Here is a 19,123-nt window from a genome sequence, read left to right on the forward strand (position 1 = left end):
TTATTGAGGGTTTTTGGCAAGCAGAATGGCCATCGCTGTAGATGCCACTCTAGAAAAAACAGAATCAGATCTGGAGGTCAGAGTGATTGGAACTTGTGCGCCCAGAATGGTGCCTGCACATTCAGCACCCGCCATATAGACAAAGGACTTGTAAAGAATATTGCCGACTTGCAAATCAGGCATTAATAGCAGATCAGGATCACCTGCCACCTTTGAATAGATCCCTTTTGTTCTCGCGGACTGTGCTGATATCGCATTATCAAATCCAAAAGGGCCTTCAATAATCGTATCTGGAAATATCGGATGAGCAATATGCTCATCCACAATTTCTTTTGCATCCGTAGTGGATGACATTGCTGGATTAATCACCTCAGTAGCAGCAATGATTGCTACTTTGACGTTGCTGATGCTTAACCTCTTTAAGGCATCTAAGCTGTTGGCTAGAATTTCTCTTTTGAGTTGAGCATTTGGTGCGATATTGACAACGGCATCTGTGACGCCAAGTAGCTTATGGTAGCGAGCAAGCTCAAACAAGAAGAGGTGATTAACGCGTTTATCAGTACGCAATCCATCGCGATGCACAATCGGCCCCATCAGATCTTCAGTGTGCAAAGACCCCTTCATTAGAACCGCTAGCTTTCCTTCTTTCACCATCTCAACTGCTTTCTTGGTTGCCAGGATCGGATCTTTAGGTGTATCGACAATCTGTATGCCATCTAGAGAAAGTTCTTCGATTGCTGCTAGCTCTTCTATTTCTTTTTTAGGGCCTATCAAAATTGGAGTGCATAACTGTCTTTTAATAAGATCAAAAACAGTTTCTAGTGCTGGCGCACTGAGGGGGTAGACCACCCCAAGAGGTAGATTACTCTTAGCCTCCTCAATCATTTTTTCTAAGAGTGGATATTTCACGTTTAGATTTGTCCTGAGGTGGCTTTGATGCTGTGCTAATTAGGAAAGAGTTTGAGAGATACGCTCAGACGCTTCTTTTAGCTTAGGAATATGTTCCATCGCTTGATTTAGAGGGAGTCTTGCTGTTGCTGCATGAACCGCAATCGCTGCTACTACCTCACCTAGAGAGTCTTTGACAGGTACCGCTACACAAGAAACTCCCAATACATATTCTTCGTTATCTACTGCATAACCAGTGCTCACAATTCTTTCCATCTCCGACTCCAATAGGTGGCGATCGGTAATGGTTCTATGTGTAAATTGTTGTAGTGGCAAGCTTTCTAAAATCTTGGTGCGCTCATCTACGGGTTTGTAGGCGAGAAGTAATTTTCCGCTAGCGCTGCAGTGTGGGGGCAGTACTGTGCCCGGTGGAAGGTGAAGACGTAAAGCCCAGTCAGCCTCAACGCGATCCAAGTAAAACAGTTCACCGCGTCTTAAGACGGCAAGATTGCAGGTTTCACCTAGATCAGCCACTAAGCCGCGCAGGATGGTGTGGCGAATGGCAGATACGCTATCGTGCGTCATAGTAGACATTGCTAAATGAGACAAACGCTCACCAGGAGCATAAGTTCTTCCGCCTGGCTCTCTTGCTACTAAACCCGCTTCTTCAAAAATGGCTAAAGTTCTGTGTAGGGATGCTTTTGGCATGCCAGTAATCTGCATGAGCTGGGCCAGGGTGGCAGGTTGCTGTAAAGCCGCTAAAGCTTCCAAAATCACCACGCCTTTCAGCATGGAGGAGTTTTCGCTGGAGCTATCTCTTTTGGTGATGTCTGGCTGTTCGATGGTATCTAGTTCAAGCATGGGCCTTAAATCTCATGAAATGTGTCATTTTGTTCATTCTAATAGAACAAGGTTGTAAATTCTAGGGAAAATGTTAGTATTTTTACTTATACGAAACAACTTGTTCCGTTGAATAAGATCATTTATGCTTACTAAAACAGTCAATAAGGGCTAAGATAAGCCTAAAAGTAGTACTAAATAGGAGATTAGTCATGCGTAGAAGCAATCTATTAGCCGCTGTACTGTCAACAATTCTCGCTTTTATGGGCTCGTTAGGCTGGGCGCAATTTGCGCAAGCACAAGCGTGGCCAACTAAGCCAATTAAATTTATCGTTCCTTACCCGCCTGGCGGAGGCACTGATGTGATTGCACGTATTGTGCAGGAGCCATTAAGCCAGGCGCTTGGTCAGCAGGTCATTATTGATAACCGTGGAGGTGCTGGCGGTTCGATTGGTACCGATATTGCTGCTAAGGCTCCATCTGATGGTTATACCGTTTTGTTTACGCTTTCATCACACACTATCAATCCGGCAATTTATCCAAAGCTTGCCTTTGATACTGAAAAAGATTTTTTACCAGTTTCATTAGTAGCTTCGTTGCCGCAAATTTTGGTTGCTAATCCAGATTTCCCAGCCAAGTCTGTCAAAGAAGTAATTGATATGGCCAAGGCAAAACCAGATTCAGTTTCATATGCTTCGGTAGGTAATGGATCGCCTGGTCACCTGGCTGGCGCCATGATGGCTGGCTCTGCTGGTGTTTCAATGATGCATATTCCTTATCGTGGAGGTGGTCCTGCGATTACTGATGTGATGGCAGGTCAAGTACCTCTTCTTTGGGTGTCGATTCCTGCTGCAGCAAACTATGTCAAAGCTGGAAAGCTACGCGCTTTAGCGGTTTCAACTGTAAAGCGCTCCCCAGTGTTTCCAGATGTGCCAACGATGGCTGAATTAGGTTTTAAGGATTACGAAGTGGACTCTTGGTATGCCATGTTTGTTCCTGCTAAAACACCACAGCCAATTATCGATATCTTGTACAAAGCAACAGTCAAGGTCTTGGCTGAGCCAGCTGTAAAAGATAAGCTCATTGCTCAAGGCGCTGAGGCAGTGGGTAGTACACCTGCTCAATTGGGAGCAATCGTCAAAACTGAATTGGTGAAGTGGAAAAAAGTAACTAAGGATGCAGCGATTAAAGCTGAGTAAATAGCTTCACCCTAAAGATTTAAAGTAAATAAAAAGATAAGAATATTAATGATGACGCCAGTAGAAGTAATTGTTGAACGTGGACGTGTAGCCCAGAAGATATATGAGGGCTACACGCAAGCCCAGGTAAACTTGGTGGTTGAGGCGGTAGCCTGGTCGATTCTTGAGCCAAAGCGTAATCAAGAGTTGGCAGAGCTTGCTGTTCAGGATACTGGCTTAGGGGATGTGGCTGATAAGTTCAAAAAGAACTTCAGAAAAACTTTAGGTTTAGTACGTGACCTAAGTTATGCAAAAACAGTTGGGATTATTTCTGAGGACTTAAAGACAGGTCTCACAGAGTATGCCCGCCCTGTTGGTGTGGTCGCAGCGATTACGCCGTCAACCAATCCTGGTGCCACGCCTATTAATAAAATCTTAAATGCTTTGAAGTGTCGTAATGCGGTAGTGGTGGCGCCATCACCAAAGGGGTATTCAACTTGCGCTCGGTTACTGGAGTTTGTACATCAACAATTGGATCTGGTTAAGGCGCCTAGGGATTTGGTGCAGATGTTGCCATCTCCGATTACCAAAGATTCCACCAATGAATTAATGCGTTTGGCGGATTTAGTTGTGGCAACCGGTTCACAGGCTAATATTCGCGCTGCGTATACCTGTGGTACTCCTGCATTTGGTGTTGGGGCTGGAAATGTTCTGGTCATTATTGATGAACATGCCGATCTTACGGGTGCTGCTAATAAAATACTGCAGTCCAAAACATTTGATAACGCCACAAGTTGTTCCAGTGAGAATGGAGCGGTAATTTGTTCTCAGGTTTATGACAAGGCTATTAGTGCGCTTGAGGCTGCAGGTGGATTGATGTTGGATGCTGCTGATAAAAAGCGTCTTGAGGATGTCATGTTTCAGAATGGCAAACTTACTTCAACACTGACTGCGCAAAATCCAGCAGTGATTGCTGAGCGTGCGCAGTTGCAAAATCCAAAAGTAAAAGCTGCCAAATTCTTTATGGTGGAAGAGCAGGGATATGGACCGTCAGTTCCGTTTTCTGGTGAAAAATTAAGCCCAGTCTTGACAGTTTGGAAGGCTGCCAATTTTGAAGCAGCTAAAGAGTTGATTTCCAATGTATATGCTTACCAAGGAGCCGGACATTCTGTTGGCTTGCATACTGCACAAAGTGGTGAGACTTTAGAGTCTCGAGCTGCCGCTCTTGCACAGCAATTGCCTGTTGCCAGAATCATTGTTAATCAGGCGCATGCGATTGCTACTGGTGGTAGTTTTGAGAATGGTTTACCGTTTTCTTTATCCATGGGTTGCGGAACATGGGGTAAGAATAATTTCTCAGAGAATATGAACTATCGCCACTATCTCAATATTACGAGAGTGGTGAGACCTATTCCTGAGCATGTTCCTAAGGTTGAAGATTTGCTGAAAGAGTATTTCAGTCGCTATCCTCAGGCTTAACTCCATGATGACTGCTTCATGCAAGAGTTTAGGTGAGGTACTGTCGCATTGGGAGGCGGCACAGCCTGAAAAACCATTTCTATTTGCCCCTGAAATTAATGCTGCTCTGACTTATGGACAGCTCGCCAAAGAAGCACGTCATTTTGCAATCTGGTTGGAGCAAGAGGGTATTAGTGAAAAGGGTCATGTAGGTCTCTTTATGCAAAATGGGCGCCAAACTAGTACGATTTTTTTGGCAACCATGGCCTGTGGGCGAGTCATTACCCCCTTAAATCTATTGGCGCCCACTGATCAACTGGCCTGGGTGTTAGATCACAGCGATATTGAAGTTTTGTTTTACTCGCCTGATAAGAAACAAGGACTATTTTTAGCTCTTGAGAAGACTAAAAGAAAATTCAAGGCCATTGAGCTTGACCCAGATGCGGCTGAGGGACCCTTCATGCAGTGCGCGCTCGGGACATTGCCTTCAGTTGAGTCTTCGCAACCAGCGCTCTTGATGTATACCTCAGGCACAACAGGAACACCTAAAGGGGTGTTGCTTACGCATGCCAATTTATTACATGCTGCGCGCTCTATGGCAGCATGGCACTCATTAACACAGTCAGATATTGTGCTGAGCTCACTACCGATTTACCACATCAATGGACAAGTCATCTCAACAATTACACCATTTGTATCTGGTGGGTCTGTAGTTGCGCCACATGCTTTTTCTGTTTCAAGTTGGTGGAGCTTGGCGATTCAATATCGCTGCACCTGGATCAATATGGTTCCAACCATCATTGCGTATTTGATTAATGCCGCCAAGAGTGGTGGTGCATTACCCGGTCGCGAGGACTTGAAGTCGATTCGATTTGGTCGATCTGCCTCTGCTCCCCTGCCGCCTGAGCATCATCGTGAATTTGAAGCCCTCTTTGGAATCACTGTCATTGAGGGAATGGGCATGACAGAGTCGGCCTCAATGGTCTTTTGTAATCCCCATGACGAAAGCAGACGCTATGGTAGTCCGGGTCAACCTTGTGGTGTAGAAGCCAAAGTGATTGATCCTGAAGGTAATCCTCTTGGTAATAACGCTGTAGGTGAAATTTGTTTACGTGGTGGGAATGTTCTCAATGCTTATTACAAAGCGGAGACAGAGACGGCTAAAGCCTTTGATAGCGAGGGATGGTTAAAGACTGGCGATCTGGGTATGCGTGATGATGACGGTTTTTATTTCATCACCGGGCGCTTGAAAGAGTTGATCATCAAGGGTGGTGAAAATATTGCCCCGCGTGAAATCGATGAAGCAGTCTTAAAGCATCCTGCAGTATTAGATGCGGCTGCAGTCGGTATTCCAGATAGCAACTACGGGCAAGAAATTATGGTGTGTATCGTTCTTAAGCCAGATACCACATGTTCTGAAGATGAAATGCGCGCATTTTGCTTAAAAGAATTGGGGAAATTTCGAACACCCAAAATCATTCTTTTCATGGATGATCTGCCGCGTGGGCCGTCTGGCAAAGTGCAGCGCTTGAAGCTGTTGGATCTACAAAAAGCCCACTAATTCCTTTCGGTCTTTGCGGTAAAGCGTCTGATTATTACTGAGCTGATGATTCCAGAAAGTATTGCCCACTCTAGCGGAATAGTAATGGTGCCAATGCCGGTAATTAACATTGGAATCCACTCTCTCGCTCCCATATTAAATTCATGGCGAATCTGCTTTAGATCAATTAAGTTCCAGGCAACCACCAGTAATAGTGAGGCGATGACTACGTAAGGGATATGTTTTGCTAGTGGTGAGATAAAGGCAAGTAGGATAAAGAGAAAAACCGCAGCGCATATTGCTGCGAGAGGCGTTTTTGCTCCAGAGGCAAGGTTGACGCCAGTCCGATTAAATGAGCCACTGGCTGGGTAGGCAGAGAAGAATGATCCGCATACATTGGCTAACCCTTGCCCAATAAACTCTTGGTTAGCATTGAACTGATCTTTTGTCTTTAATGCAATCGCACGTGCAATAGCCATTGCTTCGGTAGATGCCAACAGCGTCATGATGAGGGCAGCACTAAATAACTTTTGCAAAGTGCCACCAGTTAAATCTGGGCTAGAAATTGGCGGAAATGCCCCTGGTATTTCTTGAACTTTTCTGAAAGCAGCAACACCAGGTATCAATGTTTCTAATAAAGCCGCTGCAATACTGCCCAGTACAACAGCCACCAGCATGGCGGGTAGATAGCGATTAAGCGGCTTCCAAAGTCGAATAGCGATTAAGGTGAAGAGTACTAGTGCGGGAGCTGCCATTTGCCATTGATTGCTAATAAGTGCTGATGCTACAGCGCTGATTGTTTCTGGTACTCCTGTACCTCTTGGGATACTGATGCCAAGTAGGGTGCCAAGCTGACTATTGATAATCAAGATCGCAGCGCCGACGGTGAAACCAACAATCACAGAGTGTGGAATCTGCTCTACCCATTTGCCTGCTTTAGCAAAACCCAGTACAAGCTGCAGTACACCCACTAGAAAGCTGAGCGTTAAAACATAACCAACATACTGGCTAGATTCCGGGAGTGCCAGTGGAGAAATTAAAGCCATCGTGGTTAGGGAAATAGCATTAGCGGGACCGGTAACCATTAAGCGGCTTGAGCCAAATAGCGCTGCTATCAAGCAGGGGATCATCGCTGCGTATAGGCCATAGTGTGGCGGCATACCCGCTAGTAATGCAAATGCAATACCCTGAGGCATAACAACAATAGCGCCAGTTAGACCAGCAAAAATATCTGCGCGTATCGTGCCTGGTGTTCGATATTCAGGAAGCCACTTACTAAAAGGTAATTGCCAGCGCATTACGACTAAATTCGCCCTAAGATCAAATCAGCGGCTCTCTCTGCAAGCATTACCGCAGGCCAGTTGGTGTTGCCGGAAGGTAAGGTTGGCATGGCTGAACAATCAACAACTCTAAGGCCTTGTACGCCCCTCACTTTTAATGAAGCATCAAGCACTGCCATCGGATCACTGTCTGGACCCATTTGGCAGGTTCCAGTTGGATGAAAGATCGTTGCGCCATTATTTCGGCAAAACTCTAAAATTTCTTCATCGGATTGTGGGTTATTCGGCTTTACCTCTCTGGTAATCAGAGAGCGAAGCGGTTCAGTTTGCGCAATTTTCCTGGCGTACTTAACGGCGGCAATGCTGATGTCGCGATCATAAGGTGTCGACATATAGTTCGCAAACATTTTGGGGGGTACAAGTGGGTCTACTGACTGAATGCGCACATGACCTCGAGACTCGGGTCTGAGTTGGCAAACCGACATGGTAAATCCAGAGAAGGGATGAACCTTGCCACCAGCCATCTCTGCAGAAAGTGTTGCTAAGTGAAACTGAATGTCAGGTGTTTTGGAGTCTTTCATTACACGAGTAAAAAGACCTCCTTGATTAATGCCGATCGATAGTGGTCCGCCGCGGAATAGTAGCCAATCTAAGCCCATCTTTAGTTGACCAAACCAGGATGAGAGTTGGTCATTAGTTGAGATAGGTTGGTTTAATTCATAAATCAGGCGGTGCTGTAAATGGTCTTGCAGATTTTCTCCAACCCCTGGCAAATCCTGCACTACAGGGATATTGAATTCTTGCAACAGTTTTGCTGGGCCAACCCCTGAGAGTTGCAAAATTTGCGGACTCTGAATCGCACCCGCACTCAGAATGACTTCTTTATTAGCGCGTACTATGCTTTTTTTGCCGTTACGGAATATTTCAATACCTACAGCTTTTTTGTTCTCAAAAATAACCCTGCAAGCCTGACTATCTGTCAGGATTTCTAGATTCTTACGATTCTTGATGGGCTTTAAATATGCAACAGCCGTACTGCAACGAAAACCTTTATGGGTGGTGAGTTGATAGTAACCAACCCCTTCTTGCGTTAGATTGTTGAAGTCGTCTGTTTCAGGAACGCCCAGCGTATTAGCAGTCTTTTTAAATGCTTCAACTAAGGGATGTTTTTTTGGAATCGATGATGCCTTTAAGGGGCCTGTTTGTGAATGCAGTGGTTCGCTTAAACGATCATTGCCTTCTGCCTTTTTGAAGTAGGGCAATACATCATCCCAGCCCCAACCAGGGTTTCCGAGATCACGCCAAGTGTCGTAATCTTCTTTTTGTCCGCGAATAAAAATGAGGCCGTTGATTGAACTTGAGCCACCCAATGTTTTTCCTCTAGGCCAATAGATTTGTCGATTATTGACACCAGGGTCAGGCTCGGTCTGAAATTTCCAGTTGAGCTTAGGGTCCCACATCGTTTTTGCATAACCAATCGGCAGATGAATCCAAGGAGAACGATCCTTGGGCCCGGCTTCAATCAGGCAAACAGAATTCTTGGGATCCGCTGAGAGGCGGTTAGCCAAAACGCAACCAGATGAACCTCCTCCTACGACGATGTAATCGAACGATGTATTTGCCATACTGATTAGTGTTTTCTCAATCCCAAAATTTCTCGCGCTTGAGCTGGGGTCGCTACTGTTCGGTTGTAAGCAGGCGCCATCTGCGCAAGACGCGCCACTAATTCAGCATTATCTTTGGCAGCCCGAGTTTTATCAAAACGCGTATTATCTTCAAGACCAGTTCTAACGTGACCACCCAATTCAAGAGTCCATTCATTTACTGGTAATTGATGACGTGCAATACCGGCAGCAGTCCATGTTGCATCAGGCATTACCGCCTTTAACTCTGAAATGAGGAATTCAAGAATCGTGCGCCTTGCTGGCATGGCATTGGGGATACCCATAACAAATTGGACATGGGCTGGTGCCTTAAGAAGGCCACGCTCAATCAAATTAGCTGCGTTATAAAGCATAGCAAGATCAAAAATCTCAATTTCTGGCTTGATTTCATACTTCAGCATCTCGCTTGCAAGGCCATCGACAAATGCAGGAGGATTTTCATAAATGCCTGTTGGGAAATTCACTGAGCCAGTGGCTAGAGAGGCCATATCAGGTTTATGAAACAACATTCCACCGCGAGCTGCTTGATCACGTCCGCGGCCACCAGTGGAAAATTGAATAATCATTCCTGGGCAATGTTTCTGTATTCCTTCTTGAACGGCCGCATATAAGTCAGGATTTGAGCTTGGAGTCTCATCTGCATTTCGAACATGTATGTGCGCAAGCGTCGCTCCCGCTTCAAACGCTTTATGCGTTTCTTCAATCTGCTCGCTGGTAGTCACTGGTAAACCTGGGCAATCTTTTTTACGGGGTATTGCTCCAGTCATTGCAACTGTAATGATTACGGGAGTGGTCATATTCTTTCCAAGAAATTAATTGCTGGTATCAGACAGGCTAGTTTGAATATCATTTGCAGCACGCTTTAAAGGCTTAACATAAAAGTCGATCGATTTTTCTTGCATGCGAGGTGCAGGACCATGCGCGGTAATCGTGGCAAAAGTTTTGTATTTTGAGTTGATGACTGGTACGGCAATCCCTATAAATCCCTCCAGGAAGGCCGATTCATCAAGGGCGTAGCCATCATTGCGAATTTTTTCAAGCTCGTCAAATAGCTTGTTGTAGGTGGTAATTGTTCTAGGTGTATATGTTTCAAATGGTTCATTGCCTAACGAACGTCGAACCTGCAACTCAGTCATGCCCGAGAGAAATAATTTTCCGCTGGCGGTGCAATGCAGGGGTACGCGCATGCCGAGATCTACGTGAAGCCGAATAGGTGCACTTGTCTCGACTCGATCGAGATACATCACTTTATTGCCATCCAAGATATTGAAGTTGCAGGTTTCGCCAATTTCTTCAACAAGACGTTTCATCACTGCTACGCGCTGTGATCGGATAGAGTCGACGGAGAGAATATTCATTCCCATGATTCTGAGTTTTGCGCTTGGTTGAAAACGTCTGCCATTGGGGTCGCGCTCAATAAATCCTTGGGCAACCAATGTATTGAGTAATCTAAATGCCGTAGGTTTGGCTAAGCCAGTTCCCGTAGAAATGGTCTCTAGAGTGAGAGGAAACTCCGATTGGGCAATCGTCTCCAGAATGAGCAGTACCTTTTCCGCCATGCTGGATTTGGCGGATTCTTCCAATATTTCCGCTGGAGGGGTGATGCGGGAGAGCTTTTGTGGCATTTATTGAGGATTTTTTGAAGATATTTGCGTTTTTAAGTGTTTACCCTTAAAGCATTTCACCTGATGATACTTTAAATTTCATTAGAGAAAATATTAACTAAAAAAACGAGACAGTGCAAACAAAAAAGAAAGTCGCCCCAAAAGCGAAAGTAAAGACCAAGCCTTCTAAAAAAGTTCCAGTTAAAAAGGCTGCAGCTAAGGTGAAGGTGCCACCTGAATTCACGATGAAGCAGGTGAAGGAAATTGTTGCCCTCATTAAAGATGCGGGCACGTTCACTACGTTCGGTTACAAGACAGAAGAATTTGAGATTGAGATTTCAGTAGGGCCGCAAATCGTGTCAGCACCAAGCGCTTATGTTCCTCCGCAAATGGCCACGCCTACAACTGTGAGTGTTACTGCTCCTGCTGCTCCTTCATCATCCTTAAATCTTTCGTCATCCGAGAGAGCTATTACAAGCCCGATGATCGGTACTTTTTATCGTAGACCAAGCCCCAGCTCCGATCCATTCGTTGAGGTGGGTGATAGTGTTTCACCCACTACCGACGTTTGTATCGTCGAGGTCATGAAGTTACTCAATACTATCCCTGCCGAATGCACTGGGAAGGTATCCCGTATCTTGGTGGAAGATGGCGCAACGATTGAGGTTGGAGAGCCACTCATGGTGATTGAGCTTACTTAATGGCAACTAAAAAACCATTCGAAATGATTGATGTCACTCTGCGCGATGCGCATCAGTGCCTTTGGTCTACTCGCATGACTACACCCCATATGTATCCGGCTCTAGCTGATATAGACCAAGCTGGCTATGGTTATATCAACATTTTGGGTGGCGCAGTATTTGATGTGATGGTGCGTTTCTTGCGCGAAGATCCTTGGAAGCGCATGGCGTTTTTAAGTGAGCAACTCAGCACTCCAACAGACGCATTAACGCGTGGTCAAAGTATATATACATTTGAATTATTTCCAGACGATGTTGTGGAGCTCAATGTAGAGCTGTTAGCTCAATCCGGTGTCAGAGTATTGACTGTTTATGATGCTCTGAACGATAACCGCAATATCGAATCTTCTGTAAAAGCAGGCAAGACACACGGCATGCTAATTAATGCCATGCTGACTTATGCTTTAAGTCCAGTGCATGACGATGCTTACTTTATTGCCCGTACACATGAGCTGGTGAAATTAGGCGTTGACTTTATTTCTGTAAAAGATCCAACTGGCCTACTTACCCCAGAGCGAGCTGCCACTCTTTTCCCTGCTGTAGTTTCTGCAGCAGCAGGTATCCCCATTAAATTGCATTCGCATTGCCAATCTGGTTTAGCGCCATTGGTTTACGAAGAAGCCATTAAGGCAGGGTTTGCTTATGGCTACGTAGCAACAGATTGTCTGGCTAATGGCGCATCACTACCATCCGTCTTAGATGTCTATGCGAGCACCCAAAAATATGGCCGCGCTCCTAAGATGAATCATTCTGCTTTGCAAAAGGTTGATGAATACTTTGACTGGATTTGCGCCCGAGATAATTTTGCTCGTGGAGAGAAGGCGAATTATGACCCAGCTCTATATGAGCACCAAATCCCTGGTGGAATGATTTCTAATCTGCGCGCTCAGTTAGCTACGATGGGCATCTCTCATAGAGAAGCAGAGATTCTGGAAGAGACCGCAAGAGTTCGCGAAGACTTAGGTTATCCCATATTAGTGAGCCCATTTGCACAGTACATCGTTACTCAAGCAGTGCTGAATGTGATGCAAGGCGAGCGCTATAAGACTATCCCGGATGAGATCAAGCTGTATCTCAAGGGGCATTATGGAAAATTGGCTGGCACACCTAGTGCTCAAGTTATGGAACGTGCGAACGTAGACTATGACGCATCTCGTCGGCCTGGTGAGTTAATTGAGCCAGCGTTACCAGGCTTAAGAAAAAAATGGGGCCGCTCAATTAGCAAGGAGGAGTTGAGTCTTCATGCTTTCTATCCAGAGCATCTTGCCTTGGGTTTGAAGGACGGCGCCCAAGAGGCTGTAAAGCAGGGACCTGCTTTACAGCCCTTTACTGAGTTGGTGAAGTATTTAGTTATGAAAAAAGAATATAGAAAAATTAGAACCAGATTGGGCGGTATAGAGTTAAGCTTCAGCAGTTAGTTTTTTTGGCCTTTGCTTTTTGTATTTGGTGCAAGAAATTTCAATTTTAAGGAGATCGTAATGAAACAATTTAGCGCATCACGCCGTATCTTTTCAGTGCTCGCTGTCGCCATGTTATCGGGTGCTCCAATGCTGTCAATGGCGCAAAACGCCACAAAGTTTAATGATTATGGGTGGCCGGAAGGTGCTGAGGAGAAAGTATCAGCCAAGTCCGTAGCCTGGCTTAAGGAAAAAGGCTGGTGGCCAGTACAAATTGCATTTCAACCACCATGGTCGGGTCAAAATACGGTCAACTTAGTAATGGACAAGAAGGGTCTTTTATCTAAGCGCGGTATTGAAGCTAAATTACAAGCATTCCCATCGGGACCTGCGATTAATGAAGTTATCATCTCCGGTCGATTCCAGTTCGGTAATGGTGGTAACTTCCCATTCACCTCTTTGATCGATAAAAACATTCCCGTGAAGACGATCGCGGTGATTAATACCAACTTGATGCATGCTGTTTTAGTGCCATTGGATTCCAAGATTAAATCCTTTAAGGACTTCAAGGGCTCAAATCCACCGGCAACTATTGGTATCGTGACTGGCTCCTCGGCTGAGTTCTATATCCAAGCTGCAGCTAAAGCCAATGGCATTGAGATTGGTAAAGACATCATTCTGAAAAATATGCCTCCGGGTGAGCAAATGGCTATGCCAAAGGGTATTGATGCGGTAGTTCCTTGGGATCCAACTCCAACCATCATGTCCAAAGAGCGTAAGAACGCCAGAATTATCAGCGATAGCTATCCATACAACATTTATGCCGGTACTTTCTACGTGCGTCAAGAAGTTATTGATAATGCACCGGACGTAGTACAAGCATTCACAGATGCGATTGCTGAGGCAACACTTTGGATTAGAAAGAATCCAGATGCTGCAGTTGATGTCATGCAAGAAGATCCAAACTTGAAGAACTACTCAAAAGAAATCTTGCGTCAGCAAATCACTGCTTACAACTTGCTCTATAAGCCTAATTACATTTACCCAATTCCAGTATTCTGGGGTCGTGCAAATGAGCCTATTTACACATGGCTTTACGAGAACAAGCGTATTCAGAATAAGTTAACCGGTATCGACTTTGCTCGTGCGGTGGATACACGCTTTATGGATAAAACGTTCGAGAAGTTGGGTTGGGCAACCACTACAAGACCACCATTTTTACCAGCAAGCTGGTCTGCGCCAATGGATAAAACACCGTATCCAACCTATATGAATCCATTGAATACCACTACACCACAGCCTTTCCCAGAAAAGGGTGATCTCACTAGAGATTGGTCTTTTGATGGTAAGACTTATAAGAAATAAGAGATATGCCAATAATTAACTTTTTCAAGCAATTTCGTCGTTTAGCCTTATTGATTATTTTGCTTGCCGCCTGGGAATATGCCAGTCGGTTTATTCTGGATAAAACAGAATCTACCTTGTTGCCACCTCCCTCGGGAGTGGCACAAGGCGGTTTTGAGTTAATGCAATCTGGAGAAATCTGGAAGCATTTATTCGATAGCTTATCTAGAGAATTTGTAGCGTTTTGTTATGCCTCTGTCGCTATTCCCTTGGGAATAGTGATGGGGTGTTTTAAATGGGTGAATGAGCAGGTGGATCCAATCGTAGAAATATTGCGACCTATTCCTCCAATTGCCTGGATCCCGCTCAGTATTTTGTGGTTTGGTGTGGGTAATACCCAAAACCAATTCATTATTTTCTTGGGAATCTTTTTCCCAATCTTGTTGAACACAATTGATGCTGTAAAAAACGTAGAGCCAAACCTCATTCGAGCAGCGCGTTGTTTAGGTGCCGGTTCTTGGGGTGTGATTACTCGTGTAGTTCTGCGTGCAGCACTTCCACAGATAGTGACTGGTATTCGTATTGGTTTGGGGGTGGGTTGGATGGCTTTGGTAGCAGCTGAATTGGTTGGCGCTAACTCTGGTCTCGGATTCCTGATTAATGACGCACGTACTGTTCTACGTACAGATTACATTTTGGTTGGTATGTTGGCCATTGGCGTAATTGGTTTATGTCTCGATAGGCTCATTAGATACACAGCTCAAAAACTGATGCCGTGGTCAAGAGCGCTTAATGCCTAAGTAGTTTTGTTAATAGACTAATCCTTCAAATGAATAATTCAATGCCAGCACTTAAAGTAGATCACGTAAGAAAAATTTATCCTTCAATGCATGCCAAAGGTCAAGAGGTCTTGGCTATTGAGGATATTTCACTGGAGGTTCGCAAGAATGAGTTTTGCTCAATCTTAGGGCATAGCGGCTGTGGCAAGACAACACTGCTTAATCTGATTGCTGGATTTGAGACTCCAACTGCTGGCCATATTGAATGTGCTGGCAAAGTGGTGAATGGCCCTGGTTCGGATCGCTCGATGGTGTTTCAGGACTATGCGCTATTCCCATGGTTAACCGTGTACGACAACATTGCTTTCGGATTAAAAATCAAAGGGATTAATGCCGGGGAAATTAAGCAGATCGTGACACGCTTTGCCGCGCTGGTAGGTTTGAGTCAATTTACCAATCACTATCCTCATCAACTCTCAGGTGGTATGCGTCAACGTGTATCCATCGCTAGGGCGCTAGTTGTAGATCCCACTGTTCTGTTAATGGACGAGCCATTTGCTGCTTTGGATGCACAAAATCGCGCCATGATGCAGGCTGAAATGATTCGAATTTTGAATGAAGAAAGCAAAACGGTTGTGTTGGTAACGCACAGCATTGAAGAGGCGATTAATCTATCGGATGTCATCGTCGTGATGACGCGTCGTCCTGGAAGGGTAAAGGAGATTATTCGAGTTCCAGAGCCACGCAGAATGGTTGAAGATACCCCTGCGTATCTGGAAATCCGTCGCCAAATCCGCGATCTCATCGCCGGCGAGCACGATGTTAGCGAGGCTGTTTGACTTTTGAAAACCTAGCCGTAATTTGTTTATTAACATTTGCGGCAATTTTTGGTGGTTTTATTCGAAGGTTAAGTGGTTTTGGCGGGGCGCTCATCATGACGCCCATCCTCATGTGGATATTTCCAATCCCATTTTTGATTCCGATTGTGATGTGCTCTGAAGTGTTTGGCGGAGCTTTGCTTTCCCGTCATTGGAAGTTACATCAGGAGGATCGATCTAGACTTTGGTCGATGTTGTTCTTTTCGGTAATCTTTCTTCCGCTGGGCATTTGGCTTGGCGGACTAATACCACTCACGATATTGAAAACGGCTACTAGCGTAGTCATTCTATTTTTTGCTAGCTACCTACTTCTCAAGCCGCATGTGCGATTAGCAAGCTCAAATCTTTTAGATAGTTTGGCGGGAAGTCTTTCAGGGTTATTGTTGGGTTCTTGCGGAATAGGTGGACCACCTGCCGCCTTGTATCTCAACTCCACCAATCAAGCATTTGATAGAACGCGGGCTCTGTTGTCTCAATTTGTTTCTGGCATTTCATTATTTGCGATTGTTGCAGCAAGTCTGATGGGTGGCGGAATTGATTGGCTCGTCTATCTTCTTCTTGCCATTCCAGCCTATTGGGTAGGAATGAGGGCTGCTAAAGGGGTTTTAGAGGCACATGCAGTATCGGATGGTGCATTGAAAAGACTTTGTCTATTGCTGCTGATTGTGAATGCAGGCTTTAATCTATTGTTTTTGGTTATATTTAAATAGATATAAGTAAATGAAATATATATTCTTCTCAGATATATAAAAAAACTCTATTCTCTAAGCTCATTAGATGCATATGCCAGCTTAGATTAAGAGAAGGAGTTCAAAATGGGTTACACAACAGATAATAAGCAAGATGCTGTAGTTGAATCAGTTTTGCAAACTACAGAACAAACATTTATCGCCTCAAAGGGTGTTGACCGCTCTGATAGCAGTCAAGCCAGCGAAGTGGTTTACTTTCAAATAGAAGATTAATCTTTTTGAAAATATAGACTCTTCTTGGGTGTAGACCAAGAAAAATAAAAACCGCCACTGAGGCGGTTTTTTTATATCTACTTTTAATTCAAGACATCATGAAAAAGAGGTTTCAAATTCCTCAGTTTTAATGGCGTTCATTAAAAAGAGAATTTGCCTTTGAAAGCTTTTTCTCTCATCAACCTTGTCGTGAGGCAGGCGATCATGCTCGCGTAGCAAGCTAATAATGGCTGGGTTGTAATGCTCTCTGACCGGGGACATCTTGGCTCCTTGAAACCATATTCGTTAGAAACACTGTAACAAGGACGCTATATATTGACAAGTAATATATAGCGATAACTAAACTACTTTTGGGTATATAAGATATCAACCTTACTTTTCTACGAAGGCGCGTTCAAATACGTAGTCGCCAAGCTGGCCAAGGCTTGGGGAGACTTTAAAGCCTTTGCCATCGAGCATTTCAGCGGTTTCTTTCAGCATGGAAGGGCTGCCGCAGATCATGGCTCTATCTACTGCTGGGTCTAATGGAGGAAGGCCAATATCTTTAAATAACTGTCCAGATTCAATGGCGGTAGTGAGGCGGCCAGTATGTTTAAAAGCTTCTCTAGTTACTGTTGGGTAGTAGATCAGTTTTTTGCGAATGATATCACCAATATATTCATCTTGAGTGAGTTCATTCTTGATGTAATCGCCATAAGCCAATTCGCTGACAAGACGTACACCATGGATCAAAACTACCTTCTCAAACTTCTCATAGGTGTCGGGGTCGCGAATGATGCTCATGAATGGCGCAAGACCAGTGCCTGTACTGAAGAGGTATAGATGTTTACCTGGGTTTAAATCGTCGATAACCAATGTGCCAACCGATTTTTCGCTGACGAGAATGGGATCTCCCACTTGTATCTTTTGTAGGCGCGAGGTGAGGGGCCCATCTTGAACCTTGATGCTTAAAAATTCTAGGTGCTCTTCATAGTTTGGGCTGGCAACACTGTAGGCTCTTACCAAAGGTTTACCTTCTACCTCAAGGCCGATCATCAGAAAGTGACCGCTTCGAAAACGCAGGCCCTTATTGCGAGTGGTGGTGAAGCTAAAAAGCGTGTCATTCCAGTGGTGAACTGTGAGAACGGTTTCGGTGTTGTAGGCTGCCATAAAAGCTTAATTTTGATTGTCTAAAACCCTAATTATCCTCAATCTTGAAGTGATTCAGGGAGTATCGCGGCTCTAAAGTCCAATTAACTTCTCATAAGTTATCTACTTTTGCTTATAAGAGCCCTGGTTTGGGCCTTTGGGAGGGGTAACTCGCTATCATCTAGGGGCAAGCAGCGCCAATACCGGTCGACCTTTAATCACACTATATTTTCTTATGGCAATACTGACTGTTAACGCAGGTTCTTCATCTCTCAAGTTTTCAATCTACCCGACTAAGCAAGGATCGGTGCTGCCATCCATCCTCTCTGGTAGTTTTGAGGGGCTAGAGCCGGGTGGGAAAACAGAACTTCGCTACGCCTATCAGGGGGTAGAGCATGCCGAGCATTTTGAGGATGTGGGTCAGGATCCATTTATTGCAGCATTAATGCACCTCAAAGAGTTATTACTTGAAGTCAAAGGGTTGCCACCAATTAGAGCAGTCTCCCATCGAATTGTTCATGGAGGCTCAGAGTTTTTTCGGCCGACTGTCTCTACTGATGCGATCCTGGAAAAATTATCTGCTATGAGTGCGCTGGCGCCATTGCATCAACCACACAGCTTAGATGGTGTGAAAGCTTTTTCTCAAGTATTTCCTGGCATCCCTCAAGTACTTTGTTTTGATACTGCCTTTCACAAAACCATGAGTCACCTGGAAACATCATTGGCTTTGCCTAAAGAGATTACCGATCAAGGTGTGCGACGCTACGGTTTTCATGGCATTTCATATCAGTACATTATTGGCGAGTTAAACGAGAACTCCAATAGGGCGAAAGATAAAGTGCTCATGGCCCATCTAGGTAACGGTGCTAGCTTATGTGCTGCGATTGATGGAAAAAGTGTTGCTACAACCATGGGCTTCTCCGCCCTAGACGGTCTCATGATGGGTACTCGTAGCGGCTCTCTGGATGCAGGTGTGCTGATGTATTTGGTAGAGCGTGGTTATACCCATGATCAGTTGCAAGACCTGCTCTACAGAAAGAGCGGCCTGCTCGGGGTGTCCACTATTTCTGCGGATATGCGCAAACTGAGGAATGACCCCAGCCCCTTAGCTAAAGAGGCGATTGAACTTTTTATCTACAAAATTATGCGTGAGGGCGGGGCTATGATTGCCTGCCTTGGCGGTCTCGATCTAATTTCTTTTAGTGGCGGTATTGGTGAGCATGATCCTATTCTGAGGTCTGCAGTCTGTAAAAAATTCTCTTGGCTAGGCATCGAGTTAGACGAAAAGTTGAACCAAGAAGCCACCAAAGGTTTGACTTTAAAAATTAGCACGCCGCAAAGTCGTGTCGAGGTTTGGGTGGTTCCAACTGACGAAGGGGTAATGACTGCGCAAGAGGCTCTTAACTTGCTGCGCTCTTAGTGCTGGGCTCAAACCCTTTAACA

Annotated in this window: 19 protein-coding genes; 11 read left to right on the plus strand and 8 right to left on the minus strand. The window is 44.9% G+C overall.

Annotated features, from left to right (window positions below; all coding sequences use genetic code 11):
• Both PKF022_RS02615 and PKF022_RS02620 read right to left on the minus strand, forming a co-directional pair.
• The gene (locus PKF022_RS02615) at window positions 1-909 is read right to left on the minus strand and encodes a bifunctional enoyl-CoA hydratase/phosphate acetyltransferase (RefSeq protein ID WP_281777111.1); all 909 of its coding nucleotides are present in this window, start codon (window positions 907-909) and stop codon (window positions 1-3) included.
• A 39-nt stretch (window positions 910-948) separates the two neighbouring features.
• Window positions 949-1,749, minus strand: a complete 801-nt coding sequence (locus PKF022_RS02620; RefSeq protein ID WP_255532726.1) for an IclR family transcriptional regulator — start codon at window positions 1,747-1,749, stop codon at window positions 949-951.
• A gap of 191 nt (window positions 1,750-1,940) precedes the next feature.
• Here PKF022_RS02620 and PKF022_RS02625 point away from each other — a divergent pair, with 191 nt between their 5' ends.
• Genes PKF022_RS02625 through PKF022_RS02635 form a run of 3 tightly spaced genes read left to right on the plus strand, consistent with a single transcriptional unit; the run spans window position 1,941 to window position 5,925 of the window.
• Window positions 1,941-2,927 carry a tripartite tricarboxylate transporter substrate binding protein gene (locus PKF022_RS02625; protein WP_348773173.1) on the plus strand — a complete coding sequence of 329 codons (987 nt, stop codon included), beginning with the start codon at window positions 1,941-1,943 and terminating at the stop codon, window positions 2,925-2,927.
• A 48-nt stretch (window positions 2,928-2,975) separates the two neighbouring features.
• Window positions 2,976-4,385 carry an aldehyde dehydrogenase family protein gene (locus PKF022_RS02630; RefSeq protein ID WP_281777112.1) on the plus strand — a complete coding sequence of 470 codons (1,410 nt, stop codon included), beginning with the start codon at window positions 2,976-2,978 and terminating at the stop codon, window positions 4,383-4,385.
• 4 nt (window positions 4,386-4,389) lie between these two features.
• Window positions 4,390-5,925: an AMP-binding protein gene (locus tag PKF022_RS02635; RefSeq protein WP_281777113.1), complete on the plus strand. Its 1,536-nt coding sequence runs from the start codon at window positions 4,390-4,392 to the stop codon at window positions 5,923-5,925.
• On the opposite strand, the gene PKF022_RS02640 is transcribed toward PKF022_RS02635, so the two are convergent.
• From PKF022_RS02640 to PKF022_RS02655, 4 genes are read right to left on the minus strand one after another with little or no spacing between them, the layout of a single operon-like run.
• Window positions 5,922-7,202, minus strand: a complete 1,281-nt coding sequence (locus tag PKF022_RS02640) for a solute carrier family 23 protein (RefSeq protein ID WP_281777114.1) — start codon at window positions 7,200-7,202, stop codon at window positions 5,922-5,924. The two genes, PKF022_RS02635 and PKF022_RS02640, sit on opposite strands and share 4 nt — an antisense overlap.
• 5 nt (window positions 7,203-7,207) lie before the next feature.
• Window positions 7,208-8,809, minus strand: a complete 1,602-nt coding sequence (locus PKF022_RS02645) for a choline dehydrogenase (RefSeq protein ID WP_216231451.1) — start codon at window positions 8,807-8,809, stop codon at window positions 7,208-7,210.
• A gap of 5 nt (window positions 8,810-8,814) precedes the next feature.
• Entirely contained in the window at window positions 8,815-9,645 is an 831-nt protein-coding gene (locus PKF022_RS02650) for a 3-keto-5-aminohexanoate cleavage protein (protein WP_281777115.1), read from the minus strand.
• 15 nt (window positions 9,646-9,660) lie between these two features.
• Window positions 9,661-10,473, minus strand: coding sequence for an IclR family transcriptional regulator (locus tag PKF022_RS02655; RefSeq protein ID WP_216231453.1), 813 nt, complete (start codon window positions 10,471-10,473; stop codon window positions 9,661-9,663).
• Window positions 10,474-10,586: 113 nt separating this feature from the next.
• Here PKF022_RS02655 and accB point away from each other — a divergent pair, with 113 nt between their 5' ends.
• From accB to PKF022_RS02690, 7 genes are all read left to right on the plus strand, one after another.
• On the plus strand, window positions 10,587-11,153 hold the full coding sequence (gene accB, locus PKF022_RS02660; RefSeq protein ID WP_281777116.1) for an acetyl-CoA carboxylase biotin carboxyl carrier protein: 567 nt from the start codon (window positions 10,587-10,589) through the stop codon (window positions 11,151-11,153).
• Entirely contained in the window at window positions 11,153-12,610 is a 1,458-nt protein-coding gene (locus tag PKF022_RS02665; protein WP_281777117.1) for a pyruvate carboxylase subunit B, read from the plus strand. The genes accB and PKF022_RS02665 overlap by 1 nt, the downstream gene beginning before the upstream one ends.
• Window positions 12,611-12,670: 60 nt before the next feature.
• The gene (locus PKF022_RS02670) at window positions 12,671-13,954 is read left to right on the plus strand and encodes an ABC transporter substrate-binding protein (RefSeq protein ID WP_281777118.1); all 1,284 of its coding nucleotides are present in this window, start codon (window positions 12,671-12,673) and stop codon (window positions 13,952-13,954) included.
• A gap of 5 nt (window positions 13,955-13,959) precedes the next feature.
• Window positions 13,960-14,733, plus strand: a complete 774-nt coding sequence (locus PKF022_RS02675) for an ABC transporter permease (protein WP_216231457.1) — start codon at window positions 13,960-13,962, stop codon at window positions 14,731-14,733.
• A gap of 29 nt (window positions 14,734-14,762) precedes the next feature.
• Window positions 14,763-15,551 (plus strand): ABC transporter ATP-binding protein, encoded by a 789-nt coding sequence (locus tag PKF022_RS02680; protein WP_281777119.1) that lies wholly within the window; start codon window positions 14,763-14,765, stop codon window positions 15,549-15,551.
• Entirely contained in the window at window positions 15,548-16,300 is a 753-nt protein-coding gene (locus PKF022_RS02685; RefSeq protein WP_216231459.1) for a sulfite exporter TauE/SafE family protein, read from the plus strand. The genes PKF022_RS02680 and PKF022_RS02685 overlap by 4 nt, the downstream gene beginning before the upstream one ends.
• 105 nt (window positions 16,301-16,405) lie before the next feature.
• Window positions 16,406-16,552: a hypothetical protein gene (locus PKF022_RS02690; protein WP_281777120.1), complete on the plus strand. Its 147-nt coding sequence runs from the start codon at window positions 16,406-16,408 to the stop codon at window positions 16,550-16,552.
• A gap of 96 nt (window positions 16,553-16,648) precedes the next feature.
• Here the strand turns inward: PKF022_RS02690 and PKF022_RS02695 are convergent, their stop codons facing one another.
• Together PKF022_RS02695 and PKF022_RS02700 are read right to left on the minus strand one after the other, a co-directional pair.
• Window positions 16,649-16,813 (minus strand): hypothetical protein, encoded by a 165-nt coding sequence (locus PKF022_RS02695; RefSeq protein ID WP_216231461.1) that lies wholly within the window; start codon window positions 16,811-16,813, stop codon window positions 16,649-16,651.
• Between the two features lie 111 nt (window positions 16,814-16,924).
• Window positions 16,925-17,701 carry a ferredoxin--NADP reductase gene (locus tag PKF022_RS02700; RefSeq protein WP_281777121.1) on the minus strand — a complete coding sequence of 259 codons (777 nt, stop codon included), beginning with the start codon at window positions 17,699-17,701 and terminating at the stop codon, window positions 16,925-16,927.
• Window positions 17,702-17,915: 214 nt separating this feature from the next.
• On the opposite strand from PKF022_RS02700, the gene PKF022_RS02705 reads away from it, so the two are divergent.
• On the plus strand, window positions 17,916-19,100 hold the full coding sequence (locus tag PKF022_RS02705; RefSeq protein ID WP_281777122.1) for an acetate/propionate family kinase: 1,185 nt from the start codon (window positions 17,916-17,918) through the stop codon (window positions 19,098-19,100).
• Window positions 19,101-19,123 lie beyond the last annotated feature (23 nt).

This window comes from Polynucleobacter sp. KF022, assembly GCF_027924105.1.
Taxonomy (GTDB): Bacteria; Pseudomonadota; Gammaproteobacteria; order Burkholderiales; family Burkholderiaceae; genus Polynucleobacter.

What these genes read in the sequence shown, in the direction of transcription:
- PKF022_RS02620 (WP_255532726.1), bottom strand. Translation starts at nt 1,749, where the DNA reads ATGCTTGAACTAGATACCATCGAACAGCCAGACATCACCAAAAGAGAT.
- PKF022_RS02625 (WP_348773173.1), top strand. Translation starts at nt 1,941, where the DNA reads ATGCGTAGAAGCAATCTATTAGCCGCTGTACTGTCAACAATTCTCGCT.
- PKF022_RS02630 (WP_281777112.1), top strand. Translation starts at nt 2,976, where the DNA reads ATGATGACGCCAGTAGAAGTAATTGTTGAACGTGGACGTGTAGCCCAG.
- PKF022_RS02635 (WP_281777113.1), top strand. Translation starts at nt 4,390, where the DNA reads ATGATGACTGCTTCATGCAAGAGTTTAGGTGAGGTACTGTCGCATTGG.
- PKF022_RS02640 (WP_281777114.1), bottom strand. Translation starts at nt 7,202, where the DNA reads ATGCGCTGGCAATTACCTTTTAGTAAGTGGCTTCCTGAATATCGAACA.
- PKF022_RS02645 (WP_216231451.1), bottom strand. Translation starts at nt 8,809, where the DNA reads ATGGCAAATACATCGTTCGATTACATCGTCGTAGGAGGAGGTTCATCT.
- PKF022_RS02650 (WP_281777115.1), bottom strand. Translation starts at nt 9,645, where the DNA reads ATGACCACTCCCGTAATCATTACAGTTGCAATGACTGGAGCAATACCC.
- PKF022_RS02655 (WP_216231453.1), bottom strand. Translation starts at nt 10,473, where the DNA reads ATGCCACAAAAGCTCTCCCGCATCACCCCTCCAGCGGAAATATTGGAA.
- PKF022_RS02665 (WP_281777117.1), top strand. Translation starts at nt 11,153, where the DNA reads ATGGCAACTAAAAAACCATTCGAAATGATTGATGTCACTCTGCGCGAT.
- PKF022_RS02670 (WP_281777118.1), top strand. Translation starts at nt 12,671, where the DNA reads ATGAAACAATTTAGCGCATCACGCCGTATCTTTTCAGTGCTCGCTGTC.
- PKF022_RS02675 (WP_216231457.1), top strand. Translation starts at nt 13,960, where the DNA reads ATGCCAATAATTAACTTTTTCAAGCAATTTCGTCGTTTAGCCTTATTG.
- PKF022_RS02680 (WP_281777119.1), top strand. Translation starts at nt 14,763, where the DNA reads ATGAATAATTCAATGCCAGCACTTAAAGTAGATCACGTAAGAAAAATT.
- PKF022_RS02690 (WP_281777120.1), top strand. Translation starts at nt 16,406, where the DNA reads ATGGGTTACACAACAGATAATAAGCAAGATGCTGTAGTTGAATCAGTT.
- PKF022_RS02695 (WP_216231461.1), bottom strand. Translation starts at nt 16,813, where the DNA reads ATGTCCCCGGTCAGAGAGCATTACAACCCAGCCATTATTAGCTTGCTA.
- PKF022_RS02700 (WP_281777121.1), bottom strand. Translation starts at nt 17,701, where the DNA reads ATGGCAGCCTACAACACCGAAACCGTTCTCACAGTTCACCACTGGAAT.
- PKF022_RS02705 (WP_281777122.1), top strand. Translation starts at nt 17,916, where the DNA reads ATGGCAATACTGACTGTTAACGCAGGTTCTTCATCTCTCAAGTTTTCA.